Origin of the sequence: Plantactinospora soyae (assembly GCF_014874095.1) — a bacterium.
Taxonomy (GTDB): domain Bacteria; phylum Actinomycetota; class Actinomycetes; order Mycobacteriales; family Micromonosporaceae; genus Plantactinospora; species Plantactinospora soyae.
The window spans coordinates 9,398,191-9,414,186 of record NZ_JADBEB010000001.1 but is presented as its reverse complement, the minus strand read 5'-3'; the positions used below and the strand labels follow the sequence as shown (position 1 = coordinate 9,414,186).

Here is a 15,996-nt window from a genome sequence, read left to right as displayed (position 1 = left end):
GACACCGACGAGGCCGCGCCCCGCCGGGTGGGGGTCGCCGAACGGGTGGCCGAGGCGATGCGTGGCGTGGAGGGCAACGGCGTCGAGCGCCGGGGCGGGGACTCCGACGGCGACGACGAGGACGGCGCGCCGGACGCGATCATCAGCGCCGCCCGGGACGTACTGCGTGGGGTGGTGGCCTCGGCCGAAGAGCCGGTGGCCGGCGGCCGGCACAAGGTCTTCGGCAACGCCGCCCTCGCGATCGTGCCGACCACCTCCACCATCGCCTCGCACCTGCCCCGGGCCGTGGGCATCGGGTTCGCCATCGAGCGGCTGCGCCGGCTGGGTGACGGGCGGGCCCGGCCGATCGGCCGACGGTCGACCGGCGGCCCGAACCGGCAGCGTGCCGAGGCCGAGTCGCCCTGGCCGGCCGACGCCATCGTGGTCTGCTCCTTCGGCGATGCCTCGGTGAACCACGCCACGGCGGTCGCCGCGTTCAACACCGCCGGCTGGTGCGACCACACCGGGCTCCGCATCCCGGTGCTCTTCGTCTGCGAGGACAACGGCCTGGGCATCAGCGTGAAGTCGCCGGACGGCTGGGTGGCCCAGGCGCTGCGGGCCAAGCCGGGCATCCGGTACTTCTCCGCCGACGGCTGCGACCTGGTCGAGACGTACGACGTCGCGGTGGAGGCGGCGGCCTGGGTACGCCGGCACCGGCGGCCGGCCGTACTGCACCTGTCCACGGTGCGGTTGATGGGTCACGCCGGCGCGGACGCGGAGATCGCGTACCGGACCACCGCCGAGATCGCCCGGGACGTGGAGCGGGATCCGGTGGTGGCCACCGCCAGACTGCTCGCCGAGGCCGGCCTGGCCACCCCGGCGGAGCTGATCGCCCGGTACGACGAGATCGGCTGGCAGGTGCGCAAGGTCGCCGAGGAGGTGCTCGGCGAACGCAAGCTGGAGCACGCGGCGGACATCGTGGCGCCGCTCGCGCCGAGGCGGCCGGTCCGGGTCGCCAAGGAGATCACCGACGCCGCCGGACGGGCCGCCGGGCCGGCAGCCGCCGCCCGCAAGGCCGCCTTCGGCGCCAAGTTGCCCGAGCAGGAGGGCCCGCTCACCCTGGCCCAGACGATCAACGCCGCACTGGCCGACGGGCTGCTCGACCATCCGGGCATGACGGTGTTCGGCGAGGACGTGGCGGTCAAGGGCGGGGTGTACGGGGTGACGAAGGGCCTGCGGGACCGCTTCGGCGCGCCCAGGGTCTTCGACACGCTGCTGGACGAGACGTCGGTGCTCGGCCTCGGGCTCGGCGCCGGACTGAGCGGGATGCTGCCGGTGCCGGAGATCCAGTATCTGGCGTACCTGCACAACGCCGAGGACCAGTTGCGGGGCGAGGCGGCCACGATGCAGTACTTCTCCCGGGGGGCGTACCGCAATCCGATGGTGGTGCGGATCGCCGGGCTGGCGTACCAGGAGGGGTTCGGCGGGCACTTCCACAACGACAACTCGCTGGCCGTACTCCGGGATGTTCCGGGGCTGGTGCTCGCGGTGCCGGCGCGGGCCGACGACGCCGCGGCGATGCTGCGCTCGTGCCTGGCCAGTGCGGCGGTCGACGGCAGCGTCTGCGTGTTCCTGGAGCCGATCGCGCTCTACCACACCCGGGACCTGTACGCCGACGGCGACGGCGAGTGGCTCGCCCCCTACCAGGGGCCGGGCGGGTGGACGGCCGGCCACGTGCCGATCGGCCGGGGCCGGGTGTACGGCGTCGGATCGGCCGAAGACGTCACGATAATCACGTTCGGTAACGGGGTTCGGATGTCGCTGCGGGCGGCCGCGAAACTGGCCGAGGAGGACGTCGGTACCCGGGTCCTGGACCTGCGCTGGCTGGCTCCGCTGCCGGTGGCGGACATCATCCGGGAGGCCTCCGCGACCGGCCGGGTGCTGGTCGTGGACGAGACGCGCCGGTCCGGCGGGGTCGGCGAGGGGGTGGTGGCGGCTCTGGTCGATGCCGGATTTGTCGGTTCTGCCCGTAGAGTTGCCTCAATCGACACTTTCGTCCCGCTGGGCCCGGCTGCCCGTCAGGTTCTCGTCTCCGAAGAGGCCATTACCCAGGGTGCCCGAACGCTGCTGGCACGGTAAATTCCCTTCGACTCGGTGCGCCACTTGCGCGCGGCGGGACAACTGTGTGGACTTTGCGCTATCGGTGTCGCATGGGATGCCGCTGGCAGTGGAGATGAGGAGGCACGTGACAGTGAGCGCGACCGCTGGTCAGGCCGCCGACGGCGTACGGAGTCTGGCGGACCGGTTCGGCATCGAGCCGGGGATGGTCGTCATGGAGATGGGGTACGACGACGACGTCGACCAGGATCTCCGCGACGCCCTGACCGATCGCTGCGGAGAGCTGGTAGACGAGGACACCGACGAGGTCGTGGACGCGGTGCTGCTCTGGTACCGGGACGGCGACGGTGACCTGTTCGAGATGCTCGTCGAGACGCTCAGCCCGCTGGCCGACAACGGTGTGGTGTGGCTGCTGACCCCGAAGGCCGGACGGGACGGCCACGTCGAGCCGAGCGAGATCAGTGAGGCGGCACCCACCGCCGGCCTGCAACAGACCTCGACGGTGAACGCCGGCAAGGACTGGAGCGGCGCACGGCTGGTCCTGCGCCGGGGCGCCAAGGCGAAGAAGTAACCCGCGGACCACGGTCCGGGCGCCGACCGCCCGGACGGGGTTCGTGGCGGGACCCGTAACGGAAATCCGGCGGGACCCGGCCGGGTCGGCTGATGCTCATGATCAGCCGGCGGATGCCCCATGACCAGGAGGAGCCGCATGTCGATCGAGGTTGGTGCCCCGGCGCCGGACTTCGTGATGAAGAACCAGAACAACCAGGAGGTACGGCTGGCCGACTTCCAGGGCCGGCGGGTCGTCCTGCTGGTCTTCTACCCGTTGGCCTTCACCGGCACCTGCCAGGGGGAGTTGGCCGAGCTGCGGGACAACCTCCACGAGTACCAGAACGACGACGTGCAGGTGCTGACCGTCAGCGTCGACTCGGTCTTCGCACACAAGGTGTGGGCCGACCGGGAGGGGTACGAGTTCCCGATGCTCGCCGATTTCTGGCCGCACGGGGCCGTGGCCCGGGCGTACGGCGTCTTCAACGACGCGGCCGGTTATGCCAACCGGGGCACGTTCGTGATCGACAGAACCGGAACGGTCCGGTTCGCCGAGCTGAACCAGCCCGGCGAACCGCGCGACCAGGCGGGCTGGCGGAAGGCGCTTGCCATGGCGTCGGGCTGACCGTCCGACCGGACCAAGATCGTTGGTCGGTCGACGCCCACCCCCGTGGTCGGGGTAAGCTAGCCGCCGCCGGTGGCCGTGACGGGCGTTCCGGGCGCGTAGCTCAGCGGGAGAGCACTCGCCTTACAAGCGAGGGGTCGCAGGTTCGAAACCTGCCGCGCCCACCGTCTCCAGCGACGTGGCAGCGGGGTGCCGGTGTTCCGGCACCCCGCTTCCCGTTCCGGCCGACACGTCGCCCCTCGGCGCCGTGGCGGGTCCACGGCTACCCGCCGGTATAGGTTTCCTTTAAGAGTGGCCTAAGCTTCGCTTCCTTCGGCCCGTTGAGATTGACTCATAACCGTGCCGCGCAATAGCGTCCTGGCCGATATCCCCGCCACTTCGGCGTTGTATCTCTGGGAGGTTGAGCAGGTGGCCACGGCCCGATCTGCGGTAAAGGCAACGCGCCGGACGGCAACCGTCCTGGCTGGCCTCGTCGTCGGACTGCTGATGTTGCCCGGTGTGGGCATGGCGGCACCGGCCGGGCCGACCCAACTCGGTGCGACCGACATGGCCCTGTTGAACGGGGTACGGCTGGCCGGGCTGTGGGAGATGCCGGCCGGAACGATGGCGGCCGAAAAGGGCGTGAATCAGCGGGTCCGGGAGGTCGGCGCCGAGATCGCCAAGCAGCACGACAAGTTGGACGAGTTGACCGTCGAGGCGGCCAACAAGCTGGGCGTCCAGTTGCCCGCCGAGCCGAGCGCCCAGCAGAAGGGCTGGCTCGACGAGATGGCGAAGGCGTCCGGTGATCGGTTCGACCGGATCTTCGTGGACCGGCTCCGGGCGGCGCACGGCGCGATCTTCCCGGTCATCGGGGCGGTCCGGTCGGGCACCCGGAACGAGACCGTACGCAAGCTCGCCGAGGACGCCAACGGCTTCGTGATGACCCACATGACCCTGCTGGAGAGCACCGGCCTGGTCCGTTACGCGGAACTGCCCCCGGTGGCCATGCCCGTGCCGCCGGACAGTTCCCTGGTGGCCAACGCGAAGGCCAACGCGGAGTTCGGTACCGGACTGAACACGACGGTCATCTGGGCGGTGCTGCTCGGTGCGGTGGCGCTGGGCGGCATGGCGACGATCCGGGTCTTCCGCGGCGGCAGGTAGCCGCCCCGGTAGGTCCGGCCCGACCGAGCCGGCCCCGGTGGGTGATCCCGCCGGGGCCGGTCCGCGTCCGCGGTCGGTGGGCCCGCCCACGGCGGTCGCCGGCGCGACCCGGCCGCGTCGGGCGGTGTCGCTCCCTGACGACGCAGGACGGCCGTCGGAGGCGCTCAGGTCGCCGGGCCGCGCCACCGGTACAGCCAGGGTGGCCCGTCGCCGAGAACCGACTCGAGTTCGTAGATCTCCGCGTTGGCGAGCCGACCGTCGACCAGATGGTGGTGGGTGAGCGGCGGCCGGCCGTGCACGTCGAGGTCGACGGTCACCGTGCCGCCGTCTGCCGCACCACCGACCAGTGCGATCTCCGTGCTGCCCTCCATGCAGTCATCCTGCCGTCGTCGGCGCCCCGGGCGCAGCGGTTCGCCGGTACCCCGTGCTCAGCGCCAGTGGTACTGGAGGTCGGCGATCCGTACGCCGATGCTGACCCGGGCGAGTACGGCGGTCAGGATCGCCTGCCGCTGGTCGCCCGGTACGTCACGGGCGGCTGCCCCGTACGTCGACGCGAAGTGCGCCCAGACGAGTTGCTCGGTCTGCTCGGCCGGTATCCAGGGCCGGGGGCACTGCCGTCGGGGACAGCCGTAGTACCGGCGTCCGCTCGACGAGAAGGACGGGATCAGCAACTCGTCGCAGGGCCCGCAGGAGAGCAGCCCGCGGAGGAGATAGCGGCCTGGCGTGGCTCGCTTCACGATGGGGAAGTCCATGGTCACCGCCTCGCCTCGTGATGCCGACGCATCCATACCTATCGTCATCCTGTCTGTTAGTACGGCCCGAAGCCCGTAACTGTTCGATTCGTGACTGGGGTAATGCCGAAAAATGCCAGGGAGCGGCCGGACGGCGTAGGAATGGCGCCGGACGGCTGCCGACATTCCCTCGGCCGGCGGCCCGTCCAACCGCCGAGGTGTCGGGCGGGGATGCTAGAAATGGATCGCCCGGTTGACTCCTGCCGCCGAAGAAGGGACGTGTCCGTGCTGGTCATCCACGGCGTGTGGCTGGCCGGCGGCCGGCTCGCGGTGTGGGGTGAGGATTCGACGCTGCCCGCCCGACCACCGCGTCGGCCCGGTCGCCCGCCCAGGAGCCGGCCACATCCGTTCGCGGTCGGGCATCCCGGGCTGACCGGAGCGCTCGGTGACCTCGCCGCCAAGGCGACGACCGACACGGTCCCGCTCGCCCTGCCCACCCGCTCCGGCGCCCCCGCCGACTCGCCGGAGCTGGTCCGCACCGACCCGGCCGAGCCCGCCCGGGGGCCGGTGACCCTGGCGCGGTGGCAGGTGCCGGTCCTGGAGTACGACGCCGACCACGCGCTGCCCGTGCTGATCGCGTTCGGCGAGCAGGGACCGCTCGGTGCCGGGGCGGCTCCCGGCGCTCCGGAGGTGACCGGGGCGGTGCACGGGGCGTCGTTGCGACATCTCGCCGGGCTGGCCGGGTTCGCCGTCGAACTGGTACGCCGGGGACGGGCCCTGCCCGGGGTGCGGCGTGGCGTCGACGCCGATCAGTCGAGCCGGTCCGCCACGTCGGCCGACGCGGTCTGGCGACCGTTGCTGACCGGCGCGGACGCCGGCTGGGCCCGCGCGCTCACCATGGCACTGCCGCCGGTGACCCGGGCCGCGGCCGAGGCACCGGGGGCGGATGCCACCGCACCGTCGGACGCTGCGGCCGTACCGGGCGGCTCGGCGGCGGCCACGGTCGCGGACGCGCTGGACGCGCTCACCGACGCCGCCGCCCGGAGCACCCTGGAGGGAGTACGCCTGATCGGGGCGGGTCGGGCCAGCGCCGCCGACGCCGCCGTACGGGCCTGGCTGCGGGCGCTGACCGGACGGCAGCGGGGGTTCACGGCGCGGCCGGAGGCGCTCGTCGCGCTCGACACCGAGTTGCGCGCCTGGCAACGGGATGCCGCCGGCAGTCCGGTCCGGGCGTGCTTCCGCCTCGTCGAGCCGGCCGCCCCGGCGGAGATCGACGCCGCCACCGGACTGATCATCGACCTGGCCGAGGCCGACGAGGCGGAAGCAAGCCCGGACGGCTCCGACGGCTCGGGCGACGGCTCCGACGGCTCGGGCGACTTTGACGCCCCAGACAGCTCCGACGGCTCGGGCGGCCGTTGGCGGGTGGAGTTCGCCCTCCAGGCCGCCGACGAGCCGAGTCTGGTCGTCGGGGCGGACCGGATCTGGACCGCCCGAGCCGATCTGCGGGCGCTGGCCCGGCACCTGGCCGCGCCCCAGGAGACGCTGCTGACCGAGCTGGGCCGGGCCAGCCGGCTGTGGCCGGAGCTGGACGACGCGCTGCGTACGGCCGCGCCGGAGGCTCTGGAGTTGGATACCGAGGGGGCACACCGGTTTCTCCGCGACGGCGCGCCGGTGCTGCACGCCGCCGGGTTCGGGGTGCTGCTGCCCTCCTGGTGGCAGCGGCCGGGCGCGCGACTCGGCGCCCGGTTGCAGGCGCGTACCCGTACCGCCCCGGGGACCGTTGCCTCGCGCAGCTCGCTGGGGATGGACGCGCTGGTCGACTACGAGTGGGAGCTGGCGCTGGGCGACCAGCCGCTCTCCGGTACCGAACTGCGGGCGCTGGCGAAGCTGAAGACGCCGCTGGTCCGGCTCCGTGGCCAGTGGGTCGAGCTGGACGCCAAGCGGCTCGCGGCCGGACTCAAGCTGCTCCGGGCGGGCGGCGAACTGACCGTCGGCGACCTGCTCCGGCTCGGCCTGGCCAGTCAGGACGATCCGGAGGCGTTGCCGGTGCTCGGGGTCAGTGCCGACGGCCCGCTCGGTGACCTGCTCGCCGGGCAGGCCGAGCGGCACCTCACCCCCCGGGACGCGCCGGAGGGCTTCCGGGGCACGCTGCGCCCGTACCAGCGGCGAGGGCTGGCCTGGCTGAGCTTCCTCCAGTCACTCGGCCTCGGCGGCATCCTCGCCGACGACATGGGGCTGGGTAAGACGATCATGATGTTGGCGCTGATCGCCGGGGACCCGACGGAGGCCGGTCCGACCCTGCTGGTCTGTCCGATGTCCCTGGTCGGCAACTGGCAGCGGGAGGCGGCGCGGTTCGCACCGGAGCTGCTGGTGCACGTACACCATGGTGCCGAGCGCCCGCGCGGGGCGGAGTTCGTCGCGGCGGTGCGGGACGCGGACCTGGTGCTCACCACGTACTCGCTGGCGGCCCGGGACGCGGCCGCGCTGGCCGAGATCGACTGGCACCGGATCGTGGTGGACGAGGCACAGTCGATCAAGAATGCCGCGAGCCGGCAGGCCGGCGCGGTCCGGGCACTGCCCGCCCGGCACCGGGTGGCGGTCACCGGTACGCCGGTCGAGAACCGCCTGGCCGACCTGTGGTCGATCATGGAGTTCGCCAATCCCGGCCTGCTCGGTGGCGCGTCGGCCTTCAAGAAGCGGTACGCCGAGCCGATCGAGCGGCACGGGGACGACGAGGCGGCGGCGCGGCTGCGCCGGATCACCGGCCCGTTCGTGCTCCGACGGGTGAAGACCGACAAGTCGATCATCACCGACCTGCCGGAGAAGCTGGAGATGGAGGTGCTCTGCAACCTCACCCGGGAGCAGGCGTCCCTCTACCAGGCGGTGGTGGACGACATGATGGCCAAGATCGAGTCCAGCGAGGGGATCGAGCGGCGCGGGTTGGTGCTGGCCACCATGACCAGGCTGAAACAGGTCTGCAACCACCCGGCCCAGTTGCTGCGGGACAGCTCGACGCTCTCCGGCCGGTCCGGCAAGCTCGCCCGGCTGGAGGAGATCCTCGACGAGGTGCTGGCGGCCGGCGAGAAGGCACTGATCTTCAGCCAGTACGCCGAATTCGGCGGCATGCTCCGGGCGCACCTGGCCGCCCGGTTCGGCCGGGAGGTGCTCTACCTGCACGGCGGGATCGGCAAGGCGGACCGGGACGCGATGGTGGCCCGCTTCCAGGGTCTGCCGGCGGACGGGTCCACCGCGGCCGGTGAGGACGGTCCGGCGCTGTTCATCCTCTCCCTGAAGGCCGGCGGCACCGGGCTGACCCTGACCGCCGCCAACCACGTCATCCACGTCGACCGCTGGTGGAATCCGGCGGTGGAGGACCAGGCCACCGACCGGGCGTTCCGGATCGGCCAGCGGCGTGCGGTACAGGTCCGGAAGTTCGTCTGTGCCGGCACCGTGGAGGAGAAGATCGCGGCGATGATCGCCGAGAAGCGCGGACTGGCCGCGAGGATCGTCGGCACCGGGGAGCAGTGGCTCACCGAACTGTCGACATCGGAGCTGCGGCAGCTCTTCGCCCTCGAGACCGGGGCGGTGGTGGAGTGACCGGCAAGTCCAGGGGCGACGGCACGGGCGAGCCGAGGCGCTCCGGCGGGCCCGACTTCGCCGAGTACGGCCCACCGCGCCGGGTCTCCGGTGGACTGCGGGCGCGTACCGCCCGGGGGGCCATCGGGCAGTCCTGGTGGTCCCGGCGCTTCCTCGACGTACTCGAGTCGTTCGCCCTCGGCACCCGGCTCACCCGGGGCCGGTCGTACGCCCGGGCCGGGCAGGTGCTCTCGCTCGAGGTGGCGCCCGGCGAGGTGACCGCCCTGGTGCAGGGTTCCCGGCCCGCGCCCTACCAGGTGTCGATCCGACTGCGCCCGTTCGCCGAACCGGTGTGGGCCCGGATCGAGACGTTGCTCGCCGCGCAGGCGCTGTTCAGCGCGCGGCTGCTCGCCGGTGACGTACCGCCGGAGTTGGAGGCGGTCTTCACCGAGGCGGGCGCACCGTTGTTTCCGGCCCGGATCAACGAGCTGGACCAGCGGTGCAACTGCCCGGACTTCGCGGTGCCCTGCAAGCATCTGGCCGCGACGTTCTATCTGCTCGCCGAGGCCTTCGACGCGGATCCGTTCCAGCTGCTGCACTGGCGGGGGCGGGACCGGGCCCGGCTGCTGGCCCGACTACGGGAGCTGCGCGGCGGCGACACCGGCGCCGACCCGGGTACCGGGCACGGGGCTGCCGGGGCCGGTGCGACAGCGCGATCCGGTGGCCGCCGTCGGGCCCGTACCGGCGCCGCATTGTCCGGTGTCGACGGATCGGCGCCGTCCGCCACGTCGCCGGGCCCGGCGCAGCCGGCTCCGGTCGGTGCCGAGCTGGCGCTCGCCGACCTGCCCGCCGAGCCGTTGTCCGGGATGGTCGACCGGTTCTGGCTGGCCCCGGTGCCGCTGCCGACCCGAGGGCCGACCCTGGCGACGGAGCCGGAGCTGGTGCTGCGCCAGCTCGGTCCGCCCGGCGCGGCGATCGGCGGACCCGGACTGGCCGAGCGGCTTCGCCGGGCCTACCTCCGCTTCGGCGCGGAGCAGGGCTGAGCGGTAGCGCCACCCGGGCGACCGGGCAGCCGGGCTCACCGGTTCCGTCGCGCCTGCCACATCAACAGGGTGGCCGCGACCAGGACCGCCGGGGCGATCGCCACGGCCAGCCAGCCGCCGAGGACGACCAGGGCCGGTACCGTGGCCCACAATACGAAGGTCAACACGAGTATCAGTCGGGCACGGCGGAGCCTGCTCCGGTCGCCCAGCCGGGCGACGAACTCCGGATCGGTTACGCGGAGCTGGTGCGTGATCTCGTCAAACCGGCGCTGATCCTCTTTGCTGAGCATGGCCAGGGCCCTCTCCTCAGACGTCTACCAGTCCGCCGCCGGAGTACCCGGTCCGGGCCGGCTCTCACGCTTCTCCTGGCCGGCCCTGCGAGCGGTCGGTCGGGACCGGGCAGGTGGGCGGGGACCGTACGACCGGGGTCGGACCGTACGACCGGGCCCGGACCGCCCGCCTGGACCCGGCCCACCGGGGCGGCTCAGAAGCCTCGGCGTGGGACCGGCAGGTGGGCGGGGAAGAGCGGGGCGGGCAGGGAGGGCGTGACGACTTCCAGCGCCTCGATGAGCAACTCCTGTACGCAGTACGGATCGGCCAGCCGCCACCGGCTCTCCTCCGGCGAGACGGCCCAGCGGACCGTCCCCTCCGGCAGCCGGGTCGGCGGGGCCGGAATCCACGAGCCGGGGCCGTGCCGGACCACGTAGAGGGAGTTGTCCAGCTCCGGCCGCAGCGGCTCGCCGGAACGGACCAGGAACATCCACCGCCCACCCGGGGTGATCGCCACCGGGCCGCGCAGCTGACCGGAGACGGCGCCGTACAGCCGGGGGCGGGCCTGTTCCAGCGCGTACCGGCCGAGGTAGGCGGGGACCTCCAGGACGTCGAAGGCCCGTCCGGTGGCCAGCAGGATCGCGTGCGGACGGATCCGCCACCAGGTGGCGACCCGGGCCGGATCGGCGGTGGCGGTCTGTTCCCACTGCTCAAGGGCGGGATGGCAGCCGGTGGTCGGGCAGCCGGCCCGGCCGCAGACGAATCGATGTCGGGCCAGGCAGGCGCCGGGTGTGACGTCCCAGCCGTGCCCCGCGTAGCGGACGGCGACCCGGCGCAGCCGGACCCGGTCGAGTTGGCTGAGCCGGACTGTGGGCGGACGGACTCTTCCCCACATCATGGCGAACCCCCTAAATTGACGATCTCAGCCAGTTATGCAGGTCGAAGCCCGTCACTGGCGTCATGGCGCGGTCGTTTGTCCGGTCAGACAGCCGCAAGTTGCATCGAAAGCTACGAGCGGCCGCCTGTGGGGTGACGTACATGCTGTGCGACCAGCACAGACACGAGGTCATCACGCTTTGGTCGGGGTGTTCTTCCGGCCGCCGGAGGCGTCGTCGACGCAGAGAGGAGGGGCGGACGTGGATGAGCTGCCGATCGGTCGCCGGGTCGCCTACTGGCGCGGTCGCCGCAAGATGTCGCAGCAGGTCTTCGCCGATCGGCTCGGAAAGTCGAAGAGCTGGGTGGACAAGGTCGAGCGGGGCGTACGCCGGTTGGACAAGTTCTCCGTGCTGTACGAGATCGCCGACGTCCTGCAGCTCGACGCCTCGCTGCTGCTCGGCAAGGAGCCCGAACGCCGGGCCGACGGCCTCACCTGCATCGACGAGGTCGAGGTGGAGGAGATCCGCTCTGCGCTGGAGCGCTACGACTCGATGAGTACGTTCTTCGCGACGACTCCGCAGCCGCCGTCGCTGGCCGAGATGACCAAGTCGGTGAACCACGCCTGGCTGACCTTCCAGTACGCCCGGTACGGCGTACTGACCCGGGCGCTGCCGAAGCTGGTCCGGGACGCGCAGGCGCTGGACAGCGTCGCCAACGGGGACGATGCCCAGCCGGCCGCCCACCTGCTGGGGCAGGTGTACCAGATCGCCTCGTCGGCGCTGCGCAAGCTGGGCGAGTACGAGTTGGCCTGGCTCGCCGCCGATCGCTCGATGGCGGTGTCGCAGCGGGCCGACGATCCGCTGCTGGCCGGCGTGGCCACCTACCGGGTCGGCAGCGCGCTGCTGGCGCTCGGCCGGGCCCGGCCGGCGCTGGAGGTCAACGTCAGCGTCGCCAACCGGCTCGCGCCGGGCGGCGGCAACGACTCGAACCCGGAGCGGCTCTCGGTCTACGGGATGCTGCTGTTGCAGGGTGCGATGGCGGCCGCCCGGATGGGTGACAACAACACGGTCCGGGACCTGGTGAACGGCGCCGAGGAGGTGGCCGGGGCGCTCGGGAGCGACCAGAACCACTACTGGACCAGTTTCGGGCCGACGAACCTGGAACTGCACCGGGCCGCGGCGGCGGTGGAACTCGGCGAGGGCTGGCAGGCGGTCGACACCCACGAGCAGAAGATCATGGGGCAGGACGGGTTCAACGCGCTGCTGCCGGAGCGGCGGGCCCATCACATGCTGGACCTGGCCCGGGGGTTCGCGCAGATCGGCGACCTGGACAAGGCCGGCGAGGCGCTGGTCGACGGCGACCGGCTCGCTCCGTCCGAGATCCGGTGCCGGCCGATCGCGCACGAGGTGATGTCAAACGTGCTCCGTCGCACAAGGGGTGCGCCGCCGGCGCCGTTTGCGGAGTTGGCTGAGCACATGGGAGTAGGAATATGACCGCGCTGCGCGGGATTGCCCCGTGACGGAGACGACGGGATCACGGGTGCTGTACGTGCTCGCCTGCGGTTCGCCGGTGACCCGGGACGTCGGCCGGCTGGTCGACTCGGGGCAGCGTGACGGATGGGACGTGTGCGTCATCCTGACCCCGGACGGGACGAAGTTCACCGACGTACCGGCGTTGACCCGACAGACCGGGCATCCGGTGCGGTCGACGTACAAGAACCCGGGGGATCCGGACGTGCTGCCCGACGCGGACGCCATGATCGTCTGTCCGGCCACGGTCAACACGATCAACAAGTGGGCCGCCGGCATCGCCGACACGCTCGCCCTCGGTCTTCTGGTCGAGGGACTGGGCAAGGGGCTGCCGATCGTGGCGATGCCGTTCACGAACGCCGCGATGGCGGCGCATCCGGCCTTCCGGGAGAGCATCGCCCGCCTCCGGGACTGGGACGTCACGGTGCTCTTCGGCGACCACGTCATGCCGCTGCATCCGCCGGGCATGGGCGAGCGTCACCTGGAGAGTTTTCCGTGGGAGATGGCCGTCACGGCGCTGCGGAGCAGATTCTCGGTCAGCGGTCAGCTCGGCTGAGTTCCCGGCCGACGGCGGCCGGGGCGGGCCGGAGCGAGGTCGCCGTACGCTCGACGGGGCCCGGAGCGACGCCGCCGACGCCACCGTGGTGCCATCGCCGGTAAGCTGGGCCGCCGTGGGTGCATCCGGATCTCCGAAGGTCAGTGTGGCCGACGTCGTGGCGACGCTCGACGAGCGTTATCCGCCGGCCTGGGCGCAGGGGTGGGACCGGGTGGGTCTGGTGGTCGGTGATCCCTCCGCCCCGGTACGTCGGGTCTGCTGCGTTGTCGACGTGGTGCCCGAGACCGTCGCGGAAGCGCTCGACCAGCGGGCCGACCTGATCGTGGCGCATCATCCGCTCCTGCTCCGTGGCGTCTCGTCGGTGGCCGCCACCACCTACAAGGGCCGGATCGTGCACGAGCTGATCAAGAACGACGTCGCGCTGTACGTCGCGCACACCAACGCCGACGTGGCCAGTCCGGGCGTCTCCGACGCGCTGGCCGCCCGACTGGGCCTGATCGACCTGCGTCCACTGGTTCCGCCCGCCCCGGGCGACCCGGCGGTGGGGCAGGGGCGGGGAATCGGCCGGATCGGCCGGCTGCCCACCCCGATGACGCTCGCCGACCTGGCCGCGTACGCCGCCCAGGTGCTGCCGCCCACCGCCTGGGGCGTACGCGCCGCGGGCGAGCCGGACCGGCTGGTCCGGACCGTGGCGGTCAGCGGCGGGGCCGGCGACTCCTACCTCGCCGACGCCGAGCGGGCCGGTGTCGACGCGTACCTCACCGCCGACCTGCGCCACCATCCGGTCAGCGAGCACCTCGCCGGCGGCGGGCCGGCCCTGCTGGACGCCGCCCACTGGGCGACGGAGCGGCCCTGGCTGGACGACGTCGCCGAACACCTGCGGAAGCGGCTTCCCGTCGAGACCGTGGTGTCCGATCTGGACACCGACCCCTGGACGGTGCACGCTGCCTCCTCCGCACCCGCGGTACATCCCGCACCTCCCATGGCATCCCCCGCATCTCCAGTGGACAAGGAGTCCCGCCGATGAAGGCCGACCCGAAGGACCAGCGTCGTCTGCTCGACTTACAGGCGATCGACACCGGGCTGGCGCAGCTCGCCCACCGGCGCCGTACGCTGCCCGAGCACGCCGAGCTGGAGGCGCAGGCCCGGGAGCTGTCCGGGCTGGAGGACGAGCGGGTCCGGGCCCAGGTGGCGGTGGACGACCTGGATCGTGACATCGCCCGGCTGGAACGGGACGTCGAGCAGGTCCGGATCCGCAAGGACCGGGACCAGGCGCGGCTGACGGTCGGCTCCGGCCCGGCCCGGGAACTGGAGGCGTTGCAGCACGAGATGGCCTCGCTCAACCGGCGGCAGACCGAGCTGGAGGACGCCGAGCTGGAGCTGATGGAGCAGCGGGAAACCGCGCAGGGCGTACTCGACGGGATCGGACAGCGGCTCACGGCGATTCGGGAGCGGCGTGCCGAGACCGAGGAACGGCGGAACCAGACCCTTGCCGAGATCACCAAGGAGCAGGAGTTCAAGGTCGGCGCGCGGCAGCCGCTCGCGGACGACCTGCCGGCCGACCTGGTGACGCTCTACGACAAGATCCGGGAAACCTCGGGCGGGCTCGGCGCGGCGCTGATGCAGGGCGGACGCTGCGGCGGCTGCCGGCTGGACCTGTACGGCGCGGACCGGGCCCGGATCCGGGCCGCCGCACCGGACGAGGTGGTGCGCTGTGAGGAGTGCCGGCGGATCATGGTGCGTACCGCCGAGTCGGGGCTGTGACCGTAGTCGATGACCAGAATCGAGGGGGGACCGGTGCCCGGTCGTAGGGTCGTGGTGGAGGCGGACGGCGGCGCGCGGGGCAACCCCGGTCCGGCCGGCTACGGCGCCGTGGTCCGGGACGCCGGTACCGGCGAGGTGCTGGCCGAGCGCTCCGAGTCGATCGGCGTCGCCACCAACAACGTCGCGGAGTACCGGGGCCTGATCGCCGGGCTGGAGGCCGCCCGCGAGACGGGGGCGGCCGGGGTCGAGGTACGGATGGACTCCAAGCTGGTCGTCGAGCAGATGGCCGGCCGCTGGCAGATCAAGAACGCCGGGCTCCGGCCGCTCGCCGCCCAGGCGGCCGGCCTGGTCCGCCGGTTCGACTCGGTGTCGTACACCTGGATTCCCCGGGAGCGGAACCGGCACGCCGACGCGCTCGCCAACGCGGCGATGGACCTGGCCGCCGGCAAGGTGCCGAGCGTCTCCCGGGACACCGCCGCCACCGGGCCGGCGGCCGAGTCCGGCGGGGCCGAGGCACCCGCCGATCCGAGCGGGCGGGCAAAGTCCCACGAGGTCGCCGCCCAGGGGTCCACGGCGAAGAGTTCCTGGGAGCCGCGACCGTCGGACACCGCCACCCGGTTGCTGCTGCTCCGGCACGGCGAGACGGAGTACACCCAGCGGGGCCGGTACTCCGGCCGGGGCGACGTACCGCTCTCCGACCGTGGCCTGGCCCAGGCCGGGGCGGCGGCCCGCCGGGTGGCCGGCCTGGTCTCCTCGGTCGCCGCCGTGGTCAGCTCACCGCTGTCCCGGTGTACGTCGATGGCCGGGATCATCGCCGGTGGGCTCGGTGGCGTACCGCTGGTGGTCGAGCCGGACCTGATCGAGTGCGACTTCGGCGACTGGGAGGGTCGGACCTTCGCCGAGGTACGCGAGCGGTGGCCGGCCGAACTCGACGCCTGGCTGGCCTCGCCGGCAGTCGCCCCGCCGGGCGGGGAGTCCTTCGTCGAGGTGACCATCCGGGTGAACCGGGCGATGGCCAAGCTGCTGGACTCGTACCCGGGGGAGACGGTGGTGGTGGTCTCGCACGTCTCGCCGGTGAAGATCGCGCTGCGGGACGCGCTCGCCGCGACGGACGCCTTCCTGCACCGGCTCTACCTCGATCCGGCCGGCCTGTCCCTCATGGACATCTGGCCGGACGGCGGGATGGCGGTCCGGACCGTCAACGACACCGCCCACCTGGCCGGGATCTGACCCCTGACCT

General features: G+C 72.5%; 14 protein-coding genes, 1 tRNA gene and 1 pseudogene. 12 read left to right on the top strand and 4 right to left on the bottom strand.

The window, feature by feature from the left end; translation table 11 throughout:
• Nucleotides 1-147: 147 nt before the first annotated feature.
• From H4W31_RS41035 to H4W31_RS41015, 5 genes and pseudogenes are all read left to right on the top strand, one after another.
• A pseudogene (locus H4W31_RS41035) lies at nt 148-2,118 on the top strand (transketolase C-terminal domain-containing protein); the annotation flags it as partial.
• Nucleotides 2,119-2,230: 112 nt separating this feature from the next.
• Nucleotides 2,231-2,668: a DUF3052 domain-containing protein gene (locus H4W31_RS41030; protein WP_192771507.1), complete on the top strand. Its 438-nt coding sequence runs from the start codon at nt 2,231-2,233 to the stop codon at nt 2,666-2,668.
• A 138-nt stretch (nt 2,669-2,806) separates the two neighbouring features.
• Nucleotides 2,807-3,271, top strand: coding sequence for a peroxiredoxin (locus H4W31_RS41025; protein WP_192771506.1), 465 nt, complete (start codon nt 2,807-2,809; stop codon nt 3,269-3,271).
• Between the two features lie 92 nt (nt 3,272-3,363).
• Nucleotides 3,364-3,435: transfer RNA gene (locus H4W31_RS41020), tRNA-Val, on the top strand.
• A gap of 244 nt (nt 3,436-3,679) precedes the next feature.
• Nucleotides 3,680-4,411: a DUF4142 domain-containing protein gene (locus H4W31_RS41015; protein WP_318783682.1), complete on the top strand. Its 732-nt coding sequence runs from the start codon at nt 3,680-3,682 to the stop codon at nt 4,409-4,411.
• A 164-nt stretch (nt 4,412-4,575) separates the two neighbouring features.
• Here the strand turns inward: H4W31_RS41015 and H4W31_RS41010 are convergent, their stop codons facing one another.
• Both H4W31_RS41010 and H4W31_RS41005 read right to left on the bottom strand, forming a co-directional pair.
• Nucleotides 4,576-4,782: a hypothetical protein gene (locus tag H4W31_RS41010; RefSeq protein WP_192771505.1), complete on the bottom strand. Its 207-nt coding sequence runs from the start codon at nt 4,780-4,782 to the stop codon at nt 4,576-4,578.
• Nucleotides 4,783-4,839: 57 nt separating this feature from the next.
• A complete protein-coding gene (locus H4W31_RS41005; protein WP_192771504.1) occupies nt 4,840-5,163 on the bottom strand; it encodes a zinc ribbon domain-containing protein in 324 nt (107 codons plus the stop codon).
• Between the two features lie 264 nt (nt 5,164-5,427).
• Here H4W31_RS41005 and H4W31_RS41000 point away from each other — a divergent pair, with 264 nt between their 5' ends.
• Nucleotides 5,428-8,739: an SNF2-related protein gene (locus H4W31_RS41000; protein ID WP_192772792.1), complete on the top strand. Its 3,312-nt coding sequence runs from the start codon at nt 5,428-5,430 to the stop codon at nt 8,737-8,739.
• Nucleotides 8,736-9,761 (top strand): SWIM zinc finger family protein, encoded by a 1,026-nt coding sequence (locus H4W31_RS40995; protein WP_192771503.1) that lies wholly within the window; start codon nt 8,736-8,738, stop codon nt 9,759-9,761. Before H4W31_RS41000 ends, H4W31_RS40995 begins: the two co-directional genes overlap by 4 nt.
• Before the next feature lie 35 nt (nt 9,762-9,796).
• On the opposite strand, the gene H4W31_RS40990 is transcribed toward H4W31_RS40995, so the two are convergent.
• Both H4W31_RS40990 and H4W31_RS40985 read right to left on the bottom strand, forming a co-directional pair.
• Entirely contained in the window at nt 9,797-10,051 is a 255-nt protein-coding gene (locus tag H4W31_RS40990) for a DUF3040 domain-containing protein (RefSeq protein WP_192771502.1), read from the bottom strand.
• Between the two features lie 194 nt (nt 10,052-10,245).
• Nucleotides 10,246-10,926, bottom strand: a complete 681-nt coding sequence (locus tag H4W31_RS40985) for a bifunctional DNA primase/polymerase (RefSeq protein ID WP_192772791.1) — start codon at nt 10,924-10,926, stop codon at nt 10,246-10,248.
• Between the two features lie 241 nt (nt 10,927-11,167).
• On the opposite strand from H4W31_RS40985, the gene H4W31_RS40980 reads away from it, so the two are divergent.
• From H4W31_RS40980 to H4W31_RS40960, 5 genes are all read left to right on the top strand, one after another.
• Nucleotides 11,168-12,400 (top strand): helix-turn-helix domain-containing protein, encoded by a 1,233-nt coding sequence (locus tag H4W31_RS40980; RefSeq protein ID WP_192771501.1) that lies wholly within the window; start codon nt 11,168-11,170, stop codon nt 12,398-12,400.
• Nucleotides 12,401-12,422: 22 nt separating this feature from the next.
• Nucleotides 12,423-12,992 (top strand): flavoprotein, encoded by a 570-nt coding sequence (locus tag H4W31_RS40975; RefSeq protein ID WP_318783681.1) that lies wholly within the window; start codon nt 12,423-12,425, stop codon nt 12,990-12,992.
• 115 nt (nt 12,993-13,107) lie between these two features.
• Entirely contained in the window at nt 13,108-14,019 is a 912-nt protein-coding gene (locus tag H4W31_RS40970) for a Nif3-like dinuclear metal center hexameric protein (protein ID WP_192771500.1), read from the top strand.
• A complete protein-coding gene (locus H4W31_RS40965) occupies nt 14,016-14,756 on the top strand; it encodes a zinc ribbon domain-containing protein (RefSeq protein ID WP_192771499.1) in 741 nt (246 codons plus the stop codon). The genes H4W31_RS40970 and H4W31_RS40965 overlap by 4 nt, the downstream gene beginning before the upstream one ends.
• A 33-nt stretch (nt 14,757-14,789) precedes the next feature.
• Nucleotides 14,790-15,986: a bifunctional RNase H/acid phosphatase gene (locus tag H4W31_RS40960; RefSeq protein WP_192771498.1), complete on the top strand. Its 1,197-nt coding sequence runs from the start codon at nt 14,790-14,792 to the stop codon at nt 15,984-15,986.
• The last annotated feature ends 10 nt before the right edge of the window (nt 15,987-15,996 follow it).

What these genes read in the sequence shown, in the direction of transcription:
- H4W31_RS41025 (WP_192771506.1), top strand. Translation starts at nt 2,807, where the DNA reads ATGTCGATCGAGGTTGGTGCCCCGGCGCCGGACTTCGTGATGAAGAAC.
- H4W31_RS41010 (WP_192771505.1), bottom strand. Translation starts at nt 4,782, where the DNA reads ATGGAGGGCAGCACGGAGATCGCACTGGTCGGTGGTGCGGCAGACGGC.
- H4W31_RS41005 (WP_192771504.1), bottom strand. Translation starts at nt 5,163, where the DNA reads ATGGACTTCCCCATCGTGAAGCGAGCCACGCCAGGCCGCTATCTCCTC.
- H4W31_RS40990 (WP_192771502.1), bottom strand. Translation starts at nt 10,051, where the DNA reads ATGCTCAGCAAAGAGGATCAGCGCCGGTTTGACGAGATCACGCACCAG.
- H4W31_RS40985 (WP_192772791.1), bottom strand. Translation starts at nt 10,926, where the DNA reads ATGTGGGGAAGAGTCCGTCCGCCCACAGTCCGGCTCAGCCAACTCGAC.
- H4W31_RS40965 (WP_192771499.1), top strand. Translation starts at nt 14,016, where the DNA reads ATGAAGGCCGACCCGAAGGACCAGCGTCGTCTGCTCGACTTACAGGCG.